Consider the following 19,445-nt stretch of genomic DNA (forward strand, 5'->3'; position numbering starts at 1 on the left):
ACTGTTTATGGTCGAGAGACGCCTTGACACTCATCAGGCGAGTTTTCGGGGAAGGTGCAGATGCATATCAAATTGTTACCCTATTCTCTGGCAACAGCTTTGGCTTTGTTCGTTGCAACGATGTTTCCCGGGCATGTCTTGGCCGAAGATTCCGGTTGGATCGAAAAAGGCGATCTTTATCGCTACGGGAAGTTCATGTTCCGCGAGGAACTTGTCCCGATCAAAATCGAATGCCGTTTCACAAAAGGAAAAGTGCCCAAATACCAGATCCGAATTTGGACCAAGCATGTCACCGGTTTGGATCCCCGCTCGCTGGCAATCTTTACCCAGATCGGGCTTTCAGGCCCCAAACCGAGAAACCCGAGGAAACCAAGGCTTTCGCCTTCCGTTTTTTCCGTTCAGCATCCAGTCGCCGGTTATTGGACCGGATGCACAATTCCGACACCTTATTTGGTCTATGGCAAACGCACTGCCAGATGAGATGCTCTTTCTATCGCGAATAGGACAAACGATATTCCCGCGGACCGCCATCCTTGATGCCGTCATATAGGACCAGGACGTCATAGCTGTCGTCTTGCTGCCCCAGCACCAGAAGCGTCTCCGCCTTGACCTCGGGATCGGGCATCACCAGGTCCTTCAGCTTTTGCGGCGGATTTTTCAGGTCCCATCGGAATATCGAATAGAGGCCCTCCTCCTGCACCGGTCCGGCGAGGATCAAAAGGCCGCCGGAAACGGCCGCCAGATCCCGGATGCCGATGTTCTTGCCGAGTTCCAACGTGAAAATCACCGGCGCGAGGTCGCCGTCGCCGAACAGGCGATCCACGTCGACCGACAGGATGTAGGCACGCCCTTTGGATGAAGGCCCTCGGAAACCGACATACATGCGTTTGCCGATGACCGCGAGGCCTTCCAGATTGGCCCCGCCCGCCTTTTTGCCAAGCGGCTTTTCGGCATAGTCGCCGATCACTCCGGGGGATTTCCTGATCACCTGGCGAAGCCTGTCCGAACGGGTGATTTCGGGAGCGACCGTATCAGCAGAGATGTCGAAGGCCGGCTTGCCTGTGCTCTTGTCCACCGGAAAGCGGAACATAAGGAAGCTCGACGGATGAAACTTGCCCTTCTTGCGGCTGAGCCCATGTGACCCGAGCAAATAGAAGAAACCGTCGGCATAGGCGGCCCCTTCCGTATCGGGATCGCCATTCCCATTGTCTTCGACAATTGCCATGACCGGACCGGGTTTCAGCGTCCGATCAGCGATGGTGAAGAATTGGGTCCGGTTTTTCTCATCCAGAGCCGCGATACACACCGGCGGCAAGACCGGCGCGCAGGCCGCGCCACTGATGCTCTTGCGCACCTTTTTCTTGCCGGCAAAATGCGGCCCGGCTTTCCAGGCGATTCCGAGGCCCGAATCCTGGGCCGCTGCGCCGGGAACCGCCGCCCCCATCAGCAAGGCACATGGGACAATGGAAAAAAGGAATCGCCAGTGTCGTTGAAATAGTCGCATGGCCACCTCCCTGTTCAGCTCCCCCCGTTCGAACTCATCGAAAATTTGGCGAATACCGGCCTAATTGTTACGTAGCGTAAAAAACAAACTCAACCATGGGCTGAATTTCGTTGCCCTGTGGCAACACATCGCTTCGATGAAACCCTTGGAATGGTCCTCGAGCCTTGATTTTGTTATACTCCGGCCATCATTGTTAATAACCCGGCAAGGATAGATTTGTAGCTTTGCCTAGAGTTTTCAGAGTGATTCCTCATCTTCGGGATTTCGGGGGTTATTTATGCGCAAGCTGGTACTGGCAGTCCTCGGACTGTGTTTCGCAATTGCAAGCGGTCAGGCGCTCGCCTTTGGTGGCGGCACCTATTTCGACCTGCAGAAAAGAGAATGGGTCACCTACGGCCCGGGCGGGTATGGCGGCAAGTCGCCGGTTAACCGCAAGCGTGTCCGTTACAACGGCCCTGAAAAGCCGGGCACGATCATCATCGACACCAAAGAACGCCGCCTCTATCACGTGATGGATAACGGCCGGGCCATGAAATACGGCATCGGCGTCGGCCGTGACGGTTTCCAGTGGTCGGGCACTCACCGCATCACCCGCAAGGCGGAGTGGCCGGGCTGGACCCCGCCGCCGGAAATGCGTGTCCGCGAACGCCGCCAGGGCCGTATCCTGCCGGCTCACATGCCCGGCGGCCCGCAAAACCCGCTCGGTGCACGCGCCCTTTACATCGGAAACACGCTTTACCGCATCCACGGCACCAACCAGCCCTGGACCATCGGTAGTGCCGTTTCCTCAGGCTGCATCCGTCTGGCCAATGAAGATGTGATCCATCTCTACAAGACGGTCGATGTCGGCGCGAAGGTCATCGTCAAGCGCTGACACCCGTTTCCAGAAAAAGCAGGAAAGCCGGCCTTGCGCCGGCTTTTCTCTTTCCCCAACGTCACATGCTCTGGTCACATGCACTCCTTCTGTCTTAAGATGGCAAAAAACAAAAGGAGAGCCAGATGCCCACGAGGAGGACGTGGCGGCGTCAGCCATCCAGCCTGAGACCGGTTCTGGCGCTTGCATTTGCCGGCGCCATGGTCATCTGCTCGCCGCCTGCCGCTGCGGCAGAAAGCGTCCTTACGCAAAAGGGACTTGCACTTTCGCAACTGCATTGCGCCCGCTGTCATATCGTCAGCGACAAGGATCGTTTCAGCGGCATTTCCTCCACTCCGTCCTTCAAGATCATGATCGAGGTTCTGAAAGATTGGGAAGACCGCTTCCAGACTTTCATGGCGCGCAATCCGCACCCGGCCCATATCCGGTTGGAGACCGATGATCCCCGGCCGGAGAACCTGCCGGTCACGACCCATGAGGTCATTTTGAGCCTCGACGATATCGAGGCCATCCTCGCTTATGTCGAAGACATGGCAGCCCATATGGGCAAATCGGGTAACTAGCGTTCGCGGCGAAGGCCTTTTTCCGCCAGTTCCTTCATATAGCCGCCCCAGTGTTTTTCGCGGTCGTTGGCGAGGTCCAGGAAATAATCCCAGGTGAAGATGCCGGTGTTGTGCAGGTCGTCGAAATGGATGCGGACCGCATAGTTGCCGACCCGTTCGATCTTCATGATGCCGACATCGATCTTGCCCGGAACCGTCTTTTTCTGGGAAGGCCCATGGCCCTGCACTTCGGCGGAGGGCGAGCACACCCTGAGATATTCGGCGCTGTAGTCGTGGACCTCGCCGTTGTTGAAGGAAATCACCAGCGTCTTCTTGTCGTCCTTCAGCCTGATCTCGGTCGGCCAGGCCTTCGCTTCATCGCTCACGTCAATTCTCCCGCATTTGCCGCGGACACTAGGGTACGGGTACATAAAAGATCAAGCGTCGCTTCCGTTCGCCCGTTTGACTTCTTCGTACCCCTCAAGGGCCGCCTTGCGGGCAGCCGCATGGTCGACAATCGGCTTTGGATAGGTATGCCCAAGGGTCACGCCCGCCCTCGCCAAGGCCTCATCCGGCGCCAGGAAAGGCGCATGGAGATGGGCCGTTTCCAGCCCCTTCAGCTCCGGGCACCATTTGCGCACATAGGCGCCATCAGGATCGAACTTCGACCCCTGGGTCATGGGATTGAACACACGGAAGTATGGGGCCGCATCGGCGCCGCTGCCGGCGACCCACTGCCAGCCGGCCGAATTGTTGGCGAGATCCGCATCGACCAGCGTATCGCGGAACCAGGCCTCGCCGTGCAACCAGTGAAGGCGCAAATGCTTGACCAGGAAGCTCGCCGCGATCATGCGCACCCGGTTGTGCATATAGCCTGTGCGCCAGAGTTCGCGCATACCGGCATCGACGATGGGATAGCCGGTCCGGCCCCGTTGCCAGGCTTCGAGGTCCTCCGGGCTGTCCCGCCAGGGATAGGCGTCAAAGTCCGGTTTCCAGTTCTCCGAAGGCATGGCCGGAAAGTGATAGAGCAGATGGTAGGAAAACTCCCGCCAGGCGATCTCGCTCAGGAATTTTCCGGCATCGGAGAAATGCTCGTTCAATCGCTTGGTCTCGTGCCAGATCTGACGCGGCGAGATCTCGCCGAAGTGCAGGTGCGGCGACAGGCGCGAGACGTTGGCCAAGTCCGGCCGGTCCCGCAAAGACCCATAATTTTCTAGCCCTTCCTTGAGGAACTTCCGAAGACGATTCATCGCGGAGCGTTCACCCGGCTGCCAGATTTCCTCAAATCCTCCCGCCCAGTTCGGCCTGGACGGTAGCAGCCCCCAATCGGAGATATTTTCCCCCTTAGGGCCGTTCGCCAACTCCAGCCGTTCCGGCACGCCAAGCGGTTCGGAAACGGATTTTTCCTGCAGGGCTCGCCAGAAGGGGGAATAGACCTTGAACGGTCCACCGGCCTTGGTTTCGACTTCCCACGGTTCAAACAGGAGAGATGCCTTGAAACTGCGGACATCGACCCCGTCCGCCTTGAGATCGGCCTTGATCGTGCTGTCGCGTTCGATCGCATGGGGTTCGTAGCACCGGTTCCAGTAAACCGCCTTTGCCCCGGTTTCGCGAACCAGGGCTGGAAGAATCACCCGCGCGTCGCCACGCAGACACATCAGGTTGCCCAGATCGCCACGCAGGGCTTCGAGGCTGTGATAAAGCCACCAACGGCTGGCCCCACCCAAAGGATGGGTATCACCGACCCGGTCTGCATCCTCCAGGATGAAGACCGGGAGCACCTCCCCTTCGCGAGCGGCTTCATAGAGAGCGGGATTGTCGGCGATGCGAAGATCCTGGCGAAACCAGACGATTGTGGTCATTCGGATATCTGCGGGTTAGCGTGCACTTCGGTTTTCTTGGGTATTTTCTGGGACGAAAGCCAAGCGGATTCGAGTAAGTTCCCGCAACCGCACCGCTTTCAGCCAGCTTGGAGATATTTATAGGGCTCATTTTCGGGCCGGAAACGCTTCACGTAAATTTCCGAACCCAATTCTGCCAATCCATCAATATTCTTTGTCCTCACGGGATATTGCGTCGAACGTAAATTACACTAGGTTAGATGGAAAATATCCGGCCCAGCAGCCGGGCAAGTGAGGGAGACCTGAATGACGGGCGGAACGATGGACAAGCCGCTGTCCTCAAATACATCGCTCGAGACCGATATGACGTCGGGCCGCGGAACGGCTCCGATGATCGACCCGTTCGGCCGGGCGGTTTCCTATCTACGCGTCTCCGTGACTGACCGCTGCGACTTCCGCTGTGTCTATTGCATGGCGGAGAACATGACGTTCCTGCCCAAGCGCGAAGTCCTCACGCTGGAAGAACTCGACCGGCTCTGCTCTGCCTTCATCGGCAAGGGCGTGAAGAAACTGCGCCTGACCGGAGGCGAGCCGCTGGTGCGCAAGAACATCATGAGCCTGATCCGCTCTCTCTCCCGTCATCTGGAAACCGGCGCCCTTGAGGAGCTGACGGTGACCACCAACGGGTCCCAGCTGACCAAACTGTCCTCCGAACTCCATGACTGCGGCGTCCGCCGGCTCAACGTCTCTCTCGACACGCTCGATGCCGACCGCTTCAAGGCAATCACGCGCTGGGGCGAACTCGACAAGGTCATGGAAGGCATTCAGACGGCCACCGATGCCGGTCTAAAGGTCAAGATCAACATGGTCGCGCTCAAGGGCGTCAACGAGCACGAGATCATTCCGATGATGGAATGGGCTCATGCAAACGGTCACGACATGACCCTGATCGAGACCATGCCGCTAGGTGAGATCGACGGCGACCGCACCGATCAGTATCTGCCGCTATCGCTGGTCCGCAGCCGGATTGGCGAACAGTTCTCCATGGAGGACATTCCCTACAAGACCGGCGGGCCGGCACGCTATGTGGAAGTCAAGGAGACCGGCGGGCCGGCTCGGCTTCATCACGCCGATGACCCATAATTTCTGCGAGAGCTGCAACCGGGTCCGGATCACCTGCACCGGCCAGCTCTACATGTGCCTCGGCCAGGACGACATGGCGGACCTTAGGGCGCCGTTGCGCGCGTCGGAAGGCAACGACCTCTTGAATGCGGCGATTGACGAAAGCCCATCGGGCGCAAGCCGAAGGGCCACGATTTCGTGATCGACCGGCGCAACCCCGGCAGCCGGCCGTCCTCGCGCCACATGAGCGTGACCGGCGGATGAGGCCGTGAGCGGGGGCAGCCGGAATTCGTCTCTGGACGGCTGCGGCACACGGTTCGCTGCCCTCCTACTCGCCTTATGCGCCCTCGCCCTCATGATCTGGCTCGGCCGCAACGACGTGCCTGTCATTCGCAGCCTGATGGCCAATATTTTGGGAACGGAGGTTCAGCAGGAAAGCACCGGGACCCCGGAACTGGACGCCTGCCTGAAAGACCGGGGCGGCGCGGTCGACAAGATGCGTGAGGAAGGCGTCATAAGCGCCGTACAGTATAACGAGTTTCGCCAACGCGCCGTCGACTATTGCGAGGCGCAGTTTTCCAAGGGTTCGGTAGTCTCAGACTACCTGAGTCTCGCGCAGGCCATCAGTTCTCCACCTCGAATGCCATCCGGCGGCGGCGCGGCGCTTTTTTGACACCGTCCGTTTCATCGGTAGTAGCTTCGGTTTCCTGTTCCTCGGCCCCGGTTTCTGCCAGAGCAGCTTCGCCTTCTTGCAGATCAACGGGAGCGTCGTCTCCAATCACCGCATCGGGCTGCGCCTCTCCGGCGTCCTCCCTTGGACCGGCCTGTAACTCTTCAGCGATCCTGGCCTATCGGCTTTCCATTTCGGCGGCCACCTCTTCGGCCTTGTCGGCATAGCCGCGCCCGACCTTCCAGGCGGATTTGAAGCCGTCCATCGCTGTCTCGTCGGGGGGGCGGAAGTCGGTGTCGTAATCGTTCAGGCCATCGAGCACCGCCAGATCCGGATTGCTGCGCCAGAGTTTTCTGAGCGCGGCATTCTTCAGCGTTTCCGGAACGCCCCGCTTCATGAACACGGTGAAATCGGAGTCGTAGGTCATGGCTTTCCAGGTCGACCGCCTCGGCAGCCTCGCGATTGGCAACCAGCTCGGGATCCTCGGCAGGGCCGTCCTGCCCTTCAAGCCGGACGCCTTCCTGCCCTTCAATCGCCGCTGGCCGGGGCCAGAGCCGTGTCTTCGCCCTCTTTCATCCGCCGGATGGTTTTCCCGCTTGCGCCGGGACCAGCGGCTCAGGGAAGCCTTCGCCGTCCTGCGCTTTCCCGCTCATTGCCCCTGCCCCTCGGGCCGGTGGTGGCGGTCAAAGATCGGCTCCTTGCCGAATTGCGGTCTCTTCCACCGTGGCTGCGGTGCGCTTTGCGTTTCTTGAATTTCTCCGGTTCCGGCATCTGTCTCATGTAGTCGGCCATCCAAACGCACCAGCTCTGCCGGCATCGGCACCCGTTCGACGAGGCCTTCGCCGGAATCGAGCACGAGCCCATGGCTTCGTAAGGGTCGGCGGTCACCCCGCGAACCTTGTACGGCACGGGCTCGGTCTCCGCGTCATCAAGCAGGATCCACAAGGACGGCGTTTCGGTCTCCACATTGGCGTCATAGGCCTCGCCCAGCTTGCGATGAAGGGTCAACGGTACCGGCGCATAATGATATTGGACAATGCCGTCGCACCTGCTGCAGCAACTGCCAGCCGTCCGTCGGCGGCGCGTCGGGAACGACCGCCGGGGCCGTCCAGACATGGTCCACCCAACGGCTGGTGCTGTCGCGCCGCTCTACGATGATGCCGACCGATGCGGAGATCTCCCGTTCCACCTGCGTCCTCCTTGTTTTCTTTCCTTTATTCTAAGCCATCGTCCCTTTCAGGAAAACAGCAGAAAACGTTAGGGCGGCGCGGCCTCGGGACAACACCTTTGCCTTTCGCTGGCGCTTGAAAAGCGTCCCGCAAACGATAGACTTCCAATAATTATAATAACCGGGGACCTTTCCCCGCCCGGAGGAACTCGATGTCAGCCAGCCGCGTCCTGCTCTGCAATTGCTACAAGACCATGCAGCTTGAAAAGGCAGCGCAAGGGCTGTCCGACCGGCTTCAAGCGCCGGTTTGTACGGAGCTGTGCCGGGGAGAACTTTCCGTATTCGAAGACGCGGTCAATTCGGGCGAGCCGCTTCTGGTTGCCTGCACCCAGGAAGCTCCGCTGTTTCTGGAAATTGCCGAGGAAGCCGACGCGGCCGACCTGGTGAACTTCACCAATATCCGCGAGACGGCCGGCTGGACGAAGAAAGGCACGGCCGCTACGGCGAAGATCCTCGCCCTTCTGGAAGATGCCGGCCTTCAGGAACAGTCCCAGCCGACACCGGTCAAGCCGATCGAATCCGACGGAATGTGCCTCGTCTACGGTGCCGGTCAGGCGGCGCTCGATGCCGCCCTGCAGCTGGAGGAAACCCTGTCGGTGACCCTCGTCCTGAGTTCCGCCGAAGATGTGGTTCTTCCGTCCGTACTGCCGTTTCCGGTCTTTCAGGGCAAGCTGAAGACGCTGACAGGCTCGCTCGGCACCTTCCAGGTCACGCTCGACAATTACGCGCCGATGCTGCCGTCTTCCCGCGCCAAGCCTGAATTCCTCATGCCCCGGGATGGGGGCGCGGTCGACCTGCAGTCTGGTCGTCGATCTGAGCGGAGACACCCCGCCGCTGACCGCATCCGCACCGGCGTGACGGCTATTTCCGCGCGGAACCCTCCGATCCGGTCCGGATCGCGGCGGTGCTGCATGAAGCTTCCGAAATGGTCGGCGAATTCGAAAAGCCCGCTTTACGTTTCCTACCGGGAAGACATCTGCGCCCACAGCCATGCGGGCAAGACGGGCTGCTCAAAGTGCCTCGACGCCTGCCCGGCCGGCGCGATGACGTCCACCGGTGAAAAGGTGGCGATCGATGCGGGCATCTGCGGCGGCTGCGGCAGTTGTGCCGCCAATTGCCCGACCGGGGCGATCACCTACCAGTATCCCTACCGGGCCGACCTTCTGAACCGGATCCAGGCGCTGCTCGGCACCTATGGAGCTGCCGGCGGCAAGACACCGGTTCTGCTGGTGCAATTCGGCGGAACACGGCGGTGGCGGTGATCAATGCGCTTGCCCGCTTCCGGCGACGGCCTGCCCGCAAATGTCCTGCCGCTGTCGCTCCATGCGGTCACGGCCCTTGGGCACGATTGCCATGGTGACGGCCTTCAACGCGGGTGGCGCTGCGGATCGTCCTTCTTTGCGACCCGGAGCACGCGGACGAACTGGCGCCGCTCGAAGCGGAAGCGGAGCTCACCCACGCCCTGCTTGAAGGCATGGGCCACGCCAGCGACGGCCGGATCGAGATCCTCACCGACAGCGACCCGGATGCGCTAGCCGCCGCAGTCGGTGCCGCGACCGGCCCGCGGATCGTATCCGAAGTGCATCGCTTCTCGCCGGTAGGCGGTAAGCGCGACGTGGCGCGCATGGCGATATCCGCCCTCCATGCGGCCAGCCCCGAGGCGCCGGAGGTCTTCCCGCTTCCGGAAAACGCCCCCTACGGCCGGATTTCCGTCGCCAGCGACGGCTGTACCTTGTGCCTGTCGTGCGTGTCCGCCTGCCCGGCCGGTGCGCTCAGCGACAATCCGGACCGGCCGCAAGTCAGCTTCATCGAAACGGCCTGCGTCCAGTGCGGCCTGTGCCAGACCACCTGCCCGGAAAAGGTGATCACGCTGGAGCCGCGCTTCAACACGGCGGCCAGCGCCATGCAGGCGGTGATCCTGCACGAGGAGGAAACCGGCGAACTGCGGTCTCCTGCGGCAAGCCCCTTCGGCACCCGCTCGACCATCGAACGGATCAAGTCGAAGCTGGGCGGGCAGCACCACATGTTCCGCTCGGGAAGCCCAGATCCAGCTGATCGAAATGTGCGACGACTGTCGCATCAACGCCCAGTGGAACATGGATGACAGCCTGCTGAGAAGCGGCAGCCGCCCTCGCATTCGCACGACCGAAGACTACATCAACGCCGACAAGCAAGGGCTTTCGGTGGATGACTTCCTGAAGGAAGACTAGCGGTCTCGTTCAGGTGCTCTCGCTGCCGCGATCGAGCACCTTGATGGCGACGACGCTCACCAGGGACGCGATAACGCAGACGATCATGGTGCCCACCATCGGCCAGGCGGTCGTGGGCCACATGGTGTCGGAAAGCATCCAGGCAACGACCGCACTGGCGACGGCGCCGGAACCGATCTGTATCGATCCGGCAAGACCGGATGCCGCACCCGCCAGTTCCGCCTTCGCGCTGACCGCGCCTGCGACGGCGCTCGGAAGACAGATGCCGTTGCCGAGCCCGACGAAGAACATCGGCACGAACAGCGCAAGCGCGTGGCCGATATCCAGGATCAGGACCCCTGCTACGACGGCGACCGCAATGGCCGGCAGGATGGAGCCGAAAACAATCATCGGCAGGACGCCGACCCGTTCCGCGATCCGCCCGGATATGAAGTTGCCGATGATGTAGCCCGCGGCAATAAACATGAAAAAGAAGCCCATTTCGCCGGGCGGCATGCCGAGAATGTTGCCGGCGATAAAGGGGGCGCCTCCGAGGAAGGCGAAGTAGACGCAAGAGGTAAAGCCCACAACCATGGAAAAGGCCCAGAACAGCGGCTCGCGCATCACCGCGCACATGTTTTGCCACAGAACACCGAGCCCGCCGCCCGCGGAGCGTTTGAAATTGGTTTCATGCAGATTGAACCAGGCGGCCCCGAGTACGGCGACACCGAGAATCGGCATGGTGTAGAAACCACCGCGCCAACCGTAGAACTGGTCCAGCAGACCGCCGATGACAGGGGCCAGCATCGGTCCGATCGCCAGGCCCATGGTGACGTAGCCGATCATGCTGGCCGCCTTGTCGCGCTCATACAGGTCGCGCACGATCGCGCGGCTCAAAACGATGCCGGTACAGCCTCCCAGCGCCTGGAGGATACGGGCGGCGATCAGGGTCTCGATGGTCGGCGCCAACAGGCACAGGACGCTGGAGACTATATAGAGCGCCAGGCCCCACAGAACCACCGGACGGCGGCCAAGGCGGTCGGAGAGCGGACCGAGAAGGATCGTCGACACGGCGATCGACACCAGAAACAGCGACATGGTGAGCTGAACCATACCGGCCGTGGTGTCGAAGGCGGTGACCATACCCGCCATGGACGGCAGGTAAATGTTCATGGACAGGGGGCTGATCGTGGAAATGGCGATCAGAATCCACAAGGACGGTACCTTTGCGGGGCCCGGACGTGCGGAGGAAGAAGCCTCGGTTTCAAATTCAGCAGTCATTAAAACTCAAATGGTCCGTTTCGTGTTCAGTTTCCGGAGGCCGGCGGAGTATACTGCCCGGACAACCGTAAATCGAAAATTATTCAATTGCGCGTCGCAGGCATGCGGCTCAACCGCTGTTCCCGGAAGAACGTGTAGATGCCCGTCGAGATGATGATCACAATCCCGATCACTGTCAGAAGGTCGGGCAGATCGCCCCAGATCAGGTAACCCAGCAGCAACGCCCACAAGACCGCCGCATAGCGGAACGGCGCCACGACGGAAATCTCGCCGATGCGCATGGACATGATCAGGGACACATAGCCGACCACGATCAGTGTCGCGGCACCGGCCAGGTAAACGTAAACCTTCGGCTCCATCGGATGCCAGCCTTCGCTGACATTGAACCCGATCCCAAGGATCGTAACCGCCGCGATCGACGCCAGGGCGACCCCGAAGGTGGAGACCTCCCTTGGCATCCGCTGGGTCGCAAGATCCCGGATGGCCATGCAGATGACGCCGGCAAGGGCGCTCAGCGACCAGATGTTGAACCCGGCCAGTCCGGGCTTGACGATCAGCAGCACACCGATGAAGCCGATGCCGATGGCCGTCCAGCGGCGCCAGCCGACCGGCGCCTTGAAGAAGATCGCCGCACCGGCGGTGACCAGCAGCGGCATGGCCTGAAGGATCGCGGTCGAGTTGCCGATGGGCATGTGGAACAGGGCGGTCAGGTAAAACAGCGTCGCCATGGTCTCGGCAAGCGTGCGGATGGCGACGGCCGGATGAAGCAGGCTGCGGATATGCCGGTGCCCGCCGGTCGCAATGAACGCCGCGAGCATCAGGACAATGCTGAATCCGCCCCGCACGATCAGGATCTGGCCGAACGGTAGATCATCCGCGGACAGTTTGACCAGCGAGTCGTTCAAAATGAAACCGGCCGTAGACAGCGTCATTGCTGCGATCGCGCGGCCATTGTCGCGAAAGTCCAAGCTCATCTCCAGGGGAAGCGGTCGCCGAGATTTAATTAGTTCGCTTTCCTTATCATATGAAGCGTTCCGCGTGAAAGGCCGGATTGTGATGCGGTGCGATGGCGTTGCGCACCGTTGCCAAATCCGGACTGAATACCCAAGTTGTATCTCTCGTTTAGCCGCTACCGCGGAGAGCAACAGTCACGCCATGCGTAGGGGAGATCTGCCTTGTCGAGAACTGAGTATGTCTTCCGGCTGCGAAAGACGGTCCCCCTGCTTTCCGAGGCAGAATGGGCGGACATCGGTCCCCTGCTCTACAAAAGGATCGAGAACATCAAGGCTTACAGGGGCGAAACTCAATGTTCCATCAGAGAAGCCCAGCAGAACGAGCCATGCGGGCAAAAGGCGCTTGACCTTTACGAAGCCATGACGGGCTGCCGGCTGGATCACCCGGATGAACTCTGGGCGGTTCGCATGTCGGACTACGGCTCGCATTGTCCAAACTGCCAGAAGCCGTTCAGAACGCCGCGCGCAAAAATGTGTGCCGAGTGCGGCTATACCTTGCCGGAAGGGACGCTTGCCGGGCCGCTTCTTGAACGGGAGGATTGAACAACTCGCCCAAGTGACCGATCATCTTCCCATGTCCGGTAGATTCGCCCGGGTGCAGCGCCCGGTTTCCGGATCTCTCGGAAGTCTCATGGGAGCGCGGCATGAAGCACGTTACCAGATACGCCGAAGACACTCTGTGCCGGATGTTTTCCCTCCCCGCGACCGGCGAGGAGCAGGATTGGGAAGTCGAGCTTGCAGACGACGGCCGGGTCGAGGAATTTCTCGCCCGCTATCCGGAGATCAAGGACGATGACGAACTGGCCTTCGGCCTGACGTGGCTGATCGTTGCCTCGTTCGATTTCAGAATTTGGGACCGGATGTCGGATATCGAACTCGATTTCTACGACATCATGGAAAACTGCGGCTTTGACGTCGCGAAGGCCTATACCAGCGAAGAGCTGGGCCTGTGGGTGGAGGTTTCAACCATCCTCCTCGACAGAAAGGTCTTTTTCAAAGAGATCATCGAGTATTTTTCGATCAACCACATCGAAAGAACGGCCTTCCCGAGCGGCCTGCTGTTCGGCAATACGTTTCATTGGCAACTGGACGATCAATTCTGACATCCTCCGGCGGCAACCGTCAGGCAATGGAGCGTGAAGCTTCCCGTACCTTGTCCGTCGCGGCATCGATCTGGGTCGTCGCCGTGGAAATGAACTGGATGTTGTTGGTTACGACCTCCACCCCTTGCGAAGCGCTTTGCATGTTGGAGGAGATCTCCCGGGTGACGACCGATTGCTCTTCGACGGCCGAGGAGATGCTCGTCGAAATGTCGCTGATCTGATTGATGACGTCCAGAATAGCCGAAATGGCGGTGACGGCACTTTCCGTCGTCCCCTGCATATTTTCAATCTGACTGGAGATCTCTTCGGTCGCCTTGCTGGTCTGAGAGGCCAGTTCCTTCACTTCCGAGGCAACAACGGCAAATCCCTTTCCGGCTTCACCGGCTCTTGCCGCCTCGATCGTAGCATTCAGGGCCAGAAGGTTGGTCTGATTGGCGATATTGTCGATCAGTTCGACCACATGGCCGATTGTCTTGGCATCGTCAGACAATCCAACCATGATTTCATTGGACTGGGTCGCCTCTCCGACCGCCTTCTGGGCGACCTCCGATGCGGTTTGCACCTGCCGGCCGATTTCATGAATGGAAGCCACCAGTTCCTCGGCGGCCGCGGCGACGGTCTGAACACTGGATGCGGTCTGGGTCGACGCCGTCGCGGATTCCGTCGCCTGACCCATCACATTCGAGATCGCCTGCGCGATTTCGCCCAACTGGACGTCGATGTCCTTTTGCACATTTTCACGGCGCTGACGTTCCAGGATCTGATCGGTGATGTCAGTCGCAAACTTGACCACCTTGTAAGGACGTCCGGAGGAATCGAAGATGGGATTATAGGTTGCCTGGATCCAGACTTCCTTGCCATCCTTGCCTATCCGTTTGAATTCGTCCGACTGGAATTTCCCTTCGGCGAGTTGGTCCCAGAAGCGGCGATAGGCGTCGCTTTCGCGGTAACTCTGCTCGACAAACATGCTGTGATGCTTGCCGGCGATCTCGTCGAGGCGATAGCCCAACGCATCGAGGAAATTGTCGTTCGCGTCCAGGATCGTGCCGTCCAACTTGAACTCGATGATAGCCTGGGATCTGCCGAGGGCTTCCAGCTTTGCGCGAAATTCCAGATTATCAAGTCGCTCCGCCGCATCGGCCCACTCGACGACGGTTCCGATACGCTTGCCGCCCTTCCGGAGATGATTTGCGATCAGATCGAAGGAACGCTGCCCGATCGAGATGGTCGCGCGATGGGTGGATGTGAGGCTGTCCAACAGACCTCTTTGGTGCGCCGGATTCTTATGAAAGATGTCGATCGACTTTCCCAGGAGCTGATCCGCACGGAAATCCGGAAACATCTCCCGGATGTCGTCTTCGGCCTCCTTTAGCAGCCCCAGAACCGCGTCATTCATATAGGCGATTTTGTAATCCGCATCCGCTATCATCACATTTGCGGACAAATGATCCGCAGCCAATGAGACCAGTTGCGTATTAGAGAATCCAAACATCACGCCCTCTTTCGCCAATCGGGATAAGCATTAAGGTAGACGTACAATATCGTCCCTTAAATTTGGGTAACGCAAAGGAAGTTTCCGGTTGGTGGTAATACATATAAATATATAGTTGTACTATACGCTTTTGCACCAAATATCAGATTGCCTTTTTACTAGCTTCCATCCTTGACTTGCCAGCTGGTTTCCTCTTGTCCCGGCAATCCGTTTTCGACATTGGATCGCCCGAGTTGGCGACCGCATTGCGCCGTCCGACAACCGCGTTTTCGGTTGGATTCACCCCAATCCTTCCGCATGTCCCTGATCCGGTATGTTTCGGTCTCGTGCAAACTCGACTGGGTTATCTTCCGAATTAGGCACGCCCGCTTATCAGCGCGTCTTGATCCCCGGCCCCGACAGTTGATCAACTCTCCGAAGCCAGCGGCAGATTGACCAGGAGGTTCTGCGGTTTCATGCGGATCTTGTAGTCGGGCGTCATGGCAAGGCCGAGCCAGACCGGTTTGCCGCGCAGGTCGGCGCGCATGTCGGAGCGGTTTTCGAAATCGAGGCGGAACAGGCCGAGGATGCGCAGGTTGTCGGCCTCCGACAGCGGTTCCTCGTTGAAGAGCGCGTTCAGGATCGCGGTCGCATCGGCATCGAGGCCGATGTGCCAGGACCAGTGCTCGTCGCGGATATTGCGGACCGGCTGGATGCGGACCTGAACCTGATGGAAGTGACGGATCCAGGCCTCCAGCACCCGGGCAAAGGCGTCCGGGCCGGGCTGGGTGAAACGAAAATCGAGCGCCGTGTCGAAGCGGTCGGAGCGGTCCCAGTAAATGTCCGCGTTTTCCTCGCCGAGCACATCGAGTGCGACTTCGCGCATGGGCGTGCCGGATTCCATCAACAGCGCGCCAAGACCGCCAAGGCCGCCGGTTTCCGACATCATCTCGACGATCTCCGCGTCGGCGATGGTGACGGTTCCCTCGTTCAAGGTGACCACCTGCTCGCGGAAGAACAGTTCGGCGGCACGCAGGCGCAGCGGGTCCTGGCAGTTGCGCAGAATGTTGCGCAGGATCAGGTGCACCAGCTGGTCGAGAAACACCGGAGGAACCGAGATGGTGCCTTCGCGAAACAGCGCCGAATAGGCCCCCTCCACCGTCTTGTTTTTCACCAGGTGATCGCGGAAGGCCAGCACGACGCTGTAATTGTCCGCCGTGTCCTTGTCCTGGATCTCCTGCAGCTCGGCCGCGCTGACGGCGGCGAAGGGATCGTTCATCAGGCGTTCGAACAGGCGGTGCTCTGCGGGGCAGGATTCCTCGACCGGGTGGATTTCGGGCCGGGTGAGATAGGCGCGCAGAAGGTCCGGTGTCACGAGGAGCCAGCCGTTCTTTTCGCGTTCGACCAGATGATAACCGGCGGATTTCCAGAATGGGCGCATCAAGGCTCCTCTACCACATCCCAGATCCGCGCATGCGGCTTTTCTCCAGGCGGCGTCACGATATGAAAACTTTCGCGGATCTGGCCGTCCTCACCGATCTCGCGTTTCAGGGCAAGCAATGTATTCAACTCAAGCCCATCCGCCAACTCGCGACCGAAGGCGATTTCCGCTTCCGCCGCCTCGCGGGCGGTCGCCTCGGACGGAGCGCCGTAATGATCCAGGAGGTGGCCGGTCAGCAGGGCGGTGCAGGCGTCGATGTTTTGCTGGCCAGCATCGGCCACGCTGACGAGTGTTGAAAAGCCGAAGGAGCCAAGCGCCAGAAAGCCGCTGACGAAGGCCTGTCGCTCCTTGCCGGTGAGCTCCGCCGGATCGCCGAACTGGCCATGGGCGAAGACGAAACTGCCTGGAATGGCCCAGTCGTTCTCAGACGCGGCCCGGGGAAAGACATGGGCGTCCGACTGGTCGAAACGGATGGCTCTCAAAAAACGCGGCACGTCAGATCTCCGTGACCGAGACGAGCGGTTTTGCGGTCCGATCCTCGCCGAGGTGATCTGCGACGTTCAGGATCCGGACAGATGCTCCCTCCCCGCCTTGCTTGAGGAGCAGGTTGCCGCTTTCGTCCAGGCCGGTGAAGGTTCCCTGCAGGACGCCCTCGTCCGTCACAACAGCGACCTCCTCCCGGTAGCCGTCGCAGCGGAACAGCCAGGCCTCGTGCACCGGCTTGAAACCGTCCACTTCCCAGCGATGGACCCAGGTCAGGAAATGCCGGGAGAGCGACTCCAGCCCCGGAATGGCTTCAAGCTCCACAGCGCCCTCATCCCACAGGGTCGTGCGGTCCGGCGTACGGCCCGGCTCATTCGTATCGGTCGGCGTCAGTGCCAGCTTGAGCGCCACTGCCATCCACAAGGGTGAACCGGCCTCGTCGTCCTCGTCACTGACGGCCATGCGGGCTTCGCCCAAACGGGCACCGTTGGCATAGACGGCATGGGGCCAGCGCCAGGTGATCGCCAGCTCTGGCGGGCACAGTGCGCCGATGGCATCGGCCATGGCGGTCATGGCGACGAAGAGCATCTCCTGTGCCCGTTCGCGCGGCACGTCCGGCTCCAGGAGCACCGCACAGGAGATCTCCGTGGTGTCGCAGGACCAGAACAGGTCACCGGCTTCCGCCTTTCCGTTCTGCGCTGCTTCCACGGCGGCGTTCAACGGATCGAGCGGCGGCACCACCGGACGGCTCGTCAGCAGCGGCGGAAAGGATGGATCGAAACTCAGGGCGACTGTCATCTAGGGTCTAATCCAGTTCGATGCGTCCCTTGACCTCGTGGACGACGCCGGCGCCCTCGATGGTCAGGGTCATCTTCGCATCGAGATGACCGCCCTCAAGGCCCGACTTGCGCACATGCTCCTCGATGGCCTGCTGCGATGTCACGCCAACCTGCTTGAGAAACTTGCGCATGGACATGTTGAAATTGTCGTTGTTCATTTTTCCGATTCCCTCTCGAATCCAACCCGCCCTTTCTGACAAAGTGATTCAGGTTGTTGAGAGACTGATTCAACCACCTTCGGAACTGATTCACAAAGGGGCTGCAAGTGATTGATTGTGAGTCGTTTTTTCCGGTTCACTCGTGCTCGCCAGGCCGTTCGCCCATGCCGGGATCGAGGCGGACCGAGTCGTTGCCGGTCGTGTAGACGGTCCTAGAGGAATAATCGAGTTCCCTCGTCAAAACGAACCAGGCGCCCACGCCGATCACGGCCATGGCACAGATCCCTGAGATGAAGGCTTTCATTGGGTGGTCCCTCCGGATTGGGTTTGCGGGCCGTTCGGATCGGTGGCCCGTTTCAGGAAAGCGACGAGCGCGTCGCGATCCTCGACAGTCTTCAGCCGCTGGATCGGCATTTTCGATCCGGGTGTCACCACATCCGGACCGTGATCGAAAAGATCGGAAATCGTTTTTTCGTTCCAGACGAAGTCGGCGTCCAGAAGCGCTTGCGAATAGGGGTAGCCCGGAAGCGTGCCCACCTTGCGTCCGAAGACGCCGTAGAGCGTCGGCCCGGCCCGGTTGCCGCCGTCCGGTGTCAGGGTGTGGCAGACGGAACATTTGCGCGCGAACTGAAGCTCGCCCGGATCGTCCGTATTGGTGACCTGGAAGCGGCGGGGAAAATCCACATCGACTGGCTCGAACGGCTTGCGCGGGGAGATCTGCCAGACGTGGATCTGATCGTCGAGGCCGACGTAGAACAGCTGCTTAGCATCAGCGGTGAAATCCAGGCCCCAGACCGGGCCGTAAGGATTTTCGAATTCCTCAAGCAGTTCGAAGCTCGGCAGATCGAACACGCGGATCACGCCATCCCCGCCGCCGCTCGCTGCCCGCTTGCCATCCCGGGACACCGCCAGGGACAGAACGGGTCGCAGGTGCGGCGGCAGCACCTTGACCTCTTCACCGGTCTCGATGTCGAGCACCCCGACCTTGCCGTCGGTGACGCCAAACAAAAGCGCCTTGCCGTCAGGCAGCGCCTTCAGCGTGTTCACGCCCCAGCCGAAATTGACGAGTTCGCGCTCAAGCTCCCCCGTCCTCAGATCGAACTGACGAATGCCGCCGTCGTAGGAGGCGGTGAAGATCTTAGCCCCGTACAGCGAAAAGGCGACGGCGTTGACGTTGCCGCGATGACCGGGCAGGGAAAACGCCTGACGCGGCGGATCGGCGGCAATGTCGTAGATCCGCGCCTCGTTCTCCCAGGAGGCGACGGCGACATAGCGCTCGTCCGGAGATACATCGAGGCTCAGGACCTTCTCGCCCTTGCCCGAAAAGCGGGCAACGACCGCCTTGGTCGTCAGATCCCAGAGGATCAGGTCGCTATCGTCGGAAACGGTCACGGCCCGATCGCCTCCCAGGAAACGGCCGTCGTTGACCGCCGCATTGTGGCCAATCAGCCGTTCAGGCGTCGGTTCCCCCTCCCCGTCAGGCAGGGTCCACACGAGCGCCGAATAATCGAACGAGGTCGACAGCAGGCGTTTGCCCGACGGGTCCAGGCTGACGGATTTAACCGGACCTCCATGACCTGCCAGCCGTTCCGGCCAGCCGGCGAATGCTTCGAAGGGAAGCATCACCGGCGCGGCCAGGGCCGCCATGATCACCGCAGCAGGCCAAAGCCGTCGCGCCTTTGCCAT

23 protein-coding genes and 1 pseudogene are annotated in these 19,445 nt (G+C 60.3%); 9 read left to right on the forward strand and 15 right to left on the reverse strand.

The features are described 5' to 3' along the window. Positions 1-60 precede the first annotated feature (60 nt). Positions 61-480, forward strand: coding sequence for a hypothetical protein (locus ABIN98_RS21000; RefSeq protein ID WP_346912777.1), 420 nt, complete (start codon positions 61-63; stop codon positions 478-480). 10 nt (positions 481-490) lie between these two features. Here the strand turns inward: ABIN98_RS21000 and ABIN98_RS21005 are convergent, their stop codons facing one another. After that, positions 491-1,504, reverse strand: a complete 1,014-nt coding sequence (locus ABIN98_RS21005; RefSeq protein WP_346912779.1) for a DUF3616 domain-containing protein — start codon at positions 1,502-1,504, stop codon at positions 491-493. A 277-nt stretch (positions 1,505-1,781) separates the two neighbouring features. On the opposite strand from ABIN98_RS21005, the gene ABIN98_RS21010 reads away from it, so the two are divergent. Then, complete coding sequence (locus tag ABIN98_RS21010; protein ID WP_346912781.1) at positions 1,782-2,378, forward strand: L,D-transpeptidase; 597 nt, start codon at positions 1,782-1,784, stop codon at positions 2,376-2,378. Positions 2,379-2,503: 125 nt separating this feature from the next. After that, complete coding sequence (locus tag ABIN98_RS21015) at positions 2,504-2,941, forward strand: hypothetical protein (RefSeq protein WP_346912783.1); 438 nt, start codon at positions 2,504-2,506, stop codon at positions 2,939-2,941. Here ABIN98_RS21015 and ABIN98_RS21020 read toward each other — a convergent pair. Continuing rightward, positions 2,938-3,306, reverse strand: a complete 369-nt coding sequence (locus tag ABIN98_RS21020; RefSeq protein ID WP_346912785.1) for a DUF971 domain-containing protein — start codon at positions 3,304-3,306, stop codon at positions 2,938-2,940. The genes ABIN98_RS21015 and ABIN98_RS21020 overlap by 4 nt on opposite strands. 51 nt (positions 3,307-3,357) lie before the next feature. Beyond that, positions 3,358-4,782: a deoxyribodipyrimidine photo-lyase gene (locus ABIN98_RS21025; RefSeq protein ID WP_346912787.1), complete on the reverse strand. Its 1,425-nt coding sequence runs from the start codon at positions 4,780-4,782 to the stop codon at positions 3,358-3,360. Between the two features lie 342 nt (positions 4,783-5,124). Here ABIN98_RS21025 and moaA point away from each other — a divergent pair. Continuing rightward, a pseudogene (moaA, locus tag ABIN98_RS21030) lies at positions 5,125-6,147 on the forward strand (GTP 3',8-cyclase MoaA). 4 nt (positions 6,148-6,151) lie between these two features. After that, complete coding sequence (locus tag ABIN98_RS21035) at positions 6,152-6,556, forward strand: hypothetical protein (RefSeq protein WP_346912789.1); 405 nt, start codon at positions 6,152-6,154, stop codon at positions 6,554-6,556. Between the two features lie 175 nt (positions 6,557-6,731). Here the strand turns inward: ABIN98_RS21035 and ABIN98_RS21040 are convergent, their stop codons facing one another. Genes ABIN98_RS21040 through ABIN98_RS21050 form a run of 3 tightly spaced genes read right to left on the reverse strand, consistent with a single transcriptional unit; the run spans position 6,732 to position 7,742 of the window. Next, on the reverse strand, positions 6,732-7,172 hold the full coding sequence (locus ABIN98_RS21040) for a DUF3306 domain-containing protein (RefSeq protein WP_346912915.1): 441 nt from the start codon (positions 7,170-7,172) through the stop codon (positions 6,732-6,734). Beyond that, entirely contained in the window at positions 7,169-7,591 is a 423-nt protein-coding gene (locus tag ABIN98_RS21045; RefSeq protein WP_394701582.1) for a DUF3305 domain-containing protein, read from the reverse strand. Before ABIN98_RS21045 ends, ABIN98_RS21040 begins: the two co-directional genes overlap by 4 nt. Further along, entirely contained in the window at positions 7,527-7,742 is a 216-nt protein-coding gene (locus ABIN98_RS21050) for a DUF3305 domain-containing protein (protein ID WP_394701573.1), read from the reverse strand. The genes ABIN98_RS21045 and ABIN98_RS21050 overlap by 65 nt, the downstream gene beginning before the upstream one ends. A gap of 191 nt (positions 7,743-7,933) precedes the next feature. Here ABIN98_RS21050 and ABIN98_RS21055 point away from each other — a divergent pair, with 191 nt between their 5' ends. Then, complete coding sequence (locus tag ABIN98_RS21055) at positions 7,934-9,043, forward strand: 4Fe-4S binding protein (RefSeq protein WP_346912793.1); 1,110 nt, start codon at positions 7,934-7,936, stop codon at positions 9,041-9,043. Positions 9,044-9,156: 113 nt separating this feature from the next. Next, a complete protein-coding gene (locus ABIN98_RS21060; RefSeq protein ID WP_346912795.1) occupies positions 9,157-9,885 on the forward strand; it encodes a 4Fe-4S binding protein in 729 nt (242 codons plus the stop codon). Between the two features lie 115 nt (positions 9,886-10,000). Here ABIN98_RS21060 and ABIN98_RS21065 read toward each other — a convergent pair whose 3' ends face one another. Next, positions 10,001-11,251 (reverse strand): multidrug effflux MFS transporter, encoded by a 1,251-nt coding sequence (locus ABIN98_RS21065; protein WP_346912797.1) that lies wholly within the window; start codon positions 11,249-11,251, stop codon positions 10,001-10,003. A gap of 83 nt (positions 11,252-11,334) precedes the next feature. After that, complete coding sequence (locus tag ABIN98_RS21070; protein WP_346912799.1) at positions 11,335-12,219, reverse strand: DMT family transporter; 885 nt, start codon at positions 12,217-12,219, stop codon at positions 11,335-11,337. A gap of 207 nt (positions 12,220-12,426) precedes the next feature. Here ABIN98_RS21070 and ABIN98_RS21075 point away from each other — a divergent pair, with 207 nt between their 5' ends. Further along, a complete protein-coding gene (locus ABIN98_RS21075; protein WP_346912801.1) occupies positions 12,427-12,807 on the forward strand; it encodes a hypothetical protein in 381 nt (126 codons plus the stop codon). 101 nt (positions 12,808-12,908) lie between these two features. Continuing rightward, positions 12,909-13,367, forward strand: coding sequence for a hypothetical protein (locus ABIN98_RS21080; RefSeq protein ID WP_346912803.1), 459 nt, complete (start codon positions 12,909-12,911; stop codon positions 13,365-13,367). Positions 13,368-13,386: 19 nt separating this feature from the next. Here the strand turns inward: ABIN98_RS21080 and ABIN98_RS21085 are convergent, their stop codons facing one another. From ABIN98_RS21085 to ABIN98_RS21115, 7 genes are all read right to left on the reverse strand, one after another. Continuing rightward, positions 13,387-14,796 (reverse strand): methyl-accepting chemotaxis protein, encoded by a 1,410-nt coding sequence (locus tag ABIN98_RS21085; protein ID WP_394701576.1) that lies wholly within the window; start codon positions 14,794-14,796, stop codon positions 13,387-13,389. A gap of 469 nt (positions 14,797-15,265) precedes the next feature. Then, a complete protein-coding gene (locus tag ABIN98_RS21090; protein WP_346912807.1) occupies positions 15,266-16,279 on the reverse strand; it encodes a DUF6352 family protein in 1,014 nt (337 codons plus the stop codon). Continuing rightward, positions 16,279-16,773, reverse strand: a complete 495-nt coding sequence (locus ABIN98_RS21095; protein WP_346912809.1) for a DUF6505 family protein — start codon at positions 16,771-16,773, stop codon at positions 16,279-16,281. The genes ABIN98_RS21090 and ABIN98_RS21095 overlap by 1 nt, the downstream gene beginning before the upstream one ends. A 1-nt stretch (position 16,774) precedes the next feature. Further along, positions 16,775-17,560 carry a biotin/lipoate--protein ligase family protein gene (locus ABIN98_RS21100; RefSeq protein WP_346912811.1) on the reverse strand — a complete coding sequence of 262 codons (786 nt, stop codon included), beginning with the start codon at positions 17,558-17,560 and terminating at the stop codon, positions 16,775-16,777. Positions 17,561-17,567: 7 nt separating this feature from the next. Then, on the reverse strand, positions 17,568-17,759 hold the full coding sequence (locus tag ABIN98_RS21105) for a DUF6494 family protein (protein WP_346912813.1): 192 nt from the start codon (positions 17,757-17,759) through the stop codon (positions 17,568-17,570). Between the two features lie 136 nt (positions 17,760-17,895). Continuing rightward, positions 17,896-18,063: a hypothetical protein gene (locus ABIN98_RS21110; RefSeq protein WP_346912815.1), complete on the reverse strand. Its 168-nt coding sequence runs from the start codon at positions 18,061-18,063 to the stop codon at positions 17,896-17,898. After that, a complete protein-coding gene (locus ABIN98_RS21115) occupies positions 18,060-19,445 on the reverse strand; it encodes a c-type cytochrome (RefSeq protein ID WP_346912817.1) in 1,386 nt (461 codons plus the stop codon). Before ABIN98_RS21115 ends, ABIN98_RS21110 begins: the two co-directional genes overlap by 4 nt.

The sequence above is a fragment of the uncultured Roseibium sp. genome, from assembly GCF_963675095.2.
Lineage (GTDB): Bacteria > Pseudomonadota > Alphaproteobacteria > Rhizobiales > Stappiaceae > Roseibium.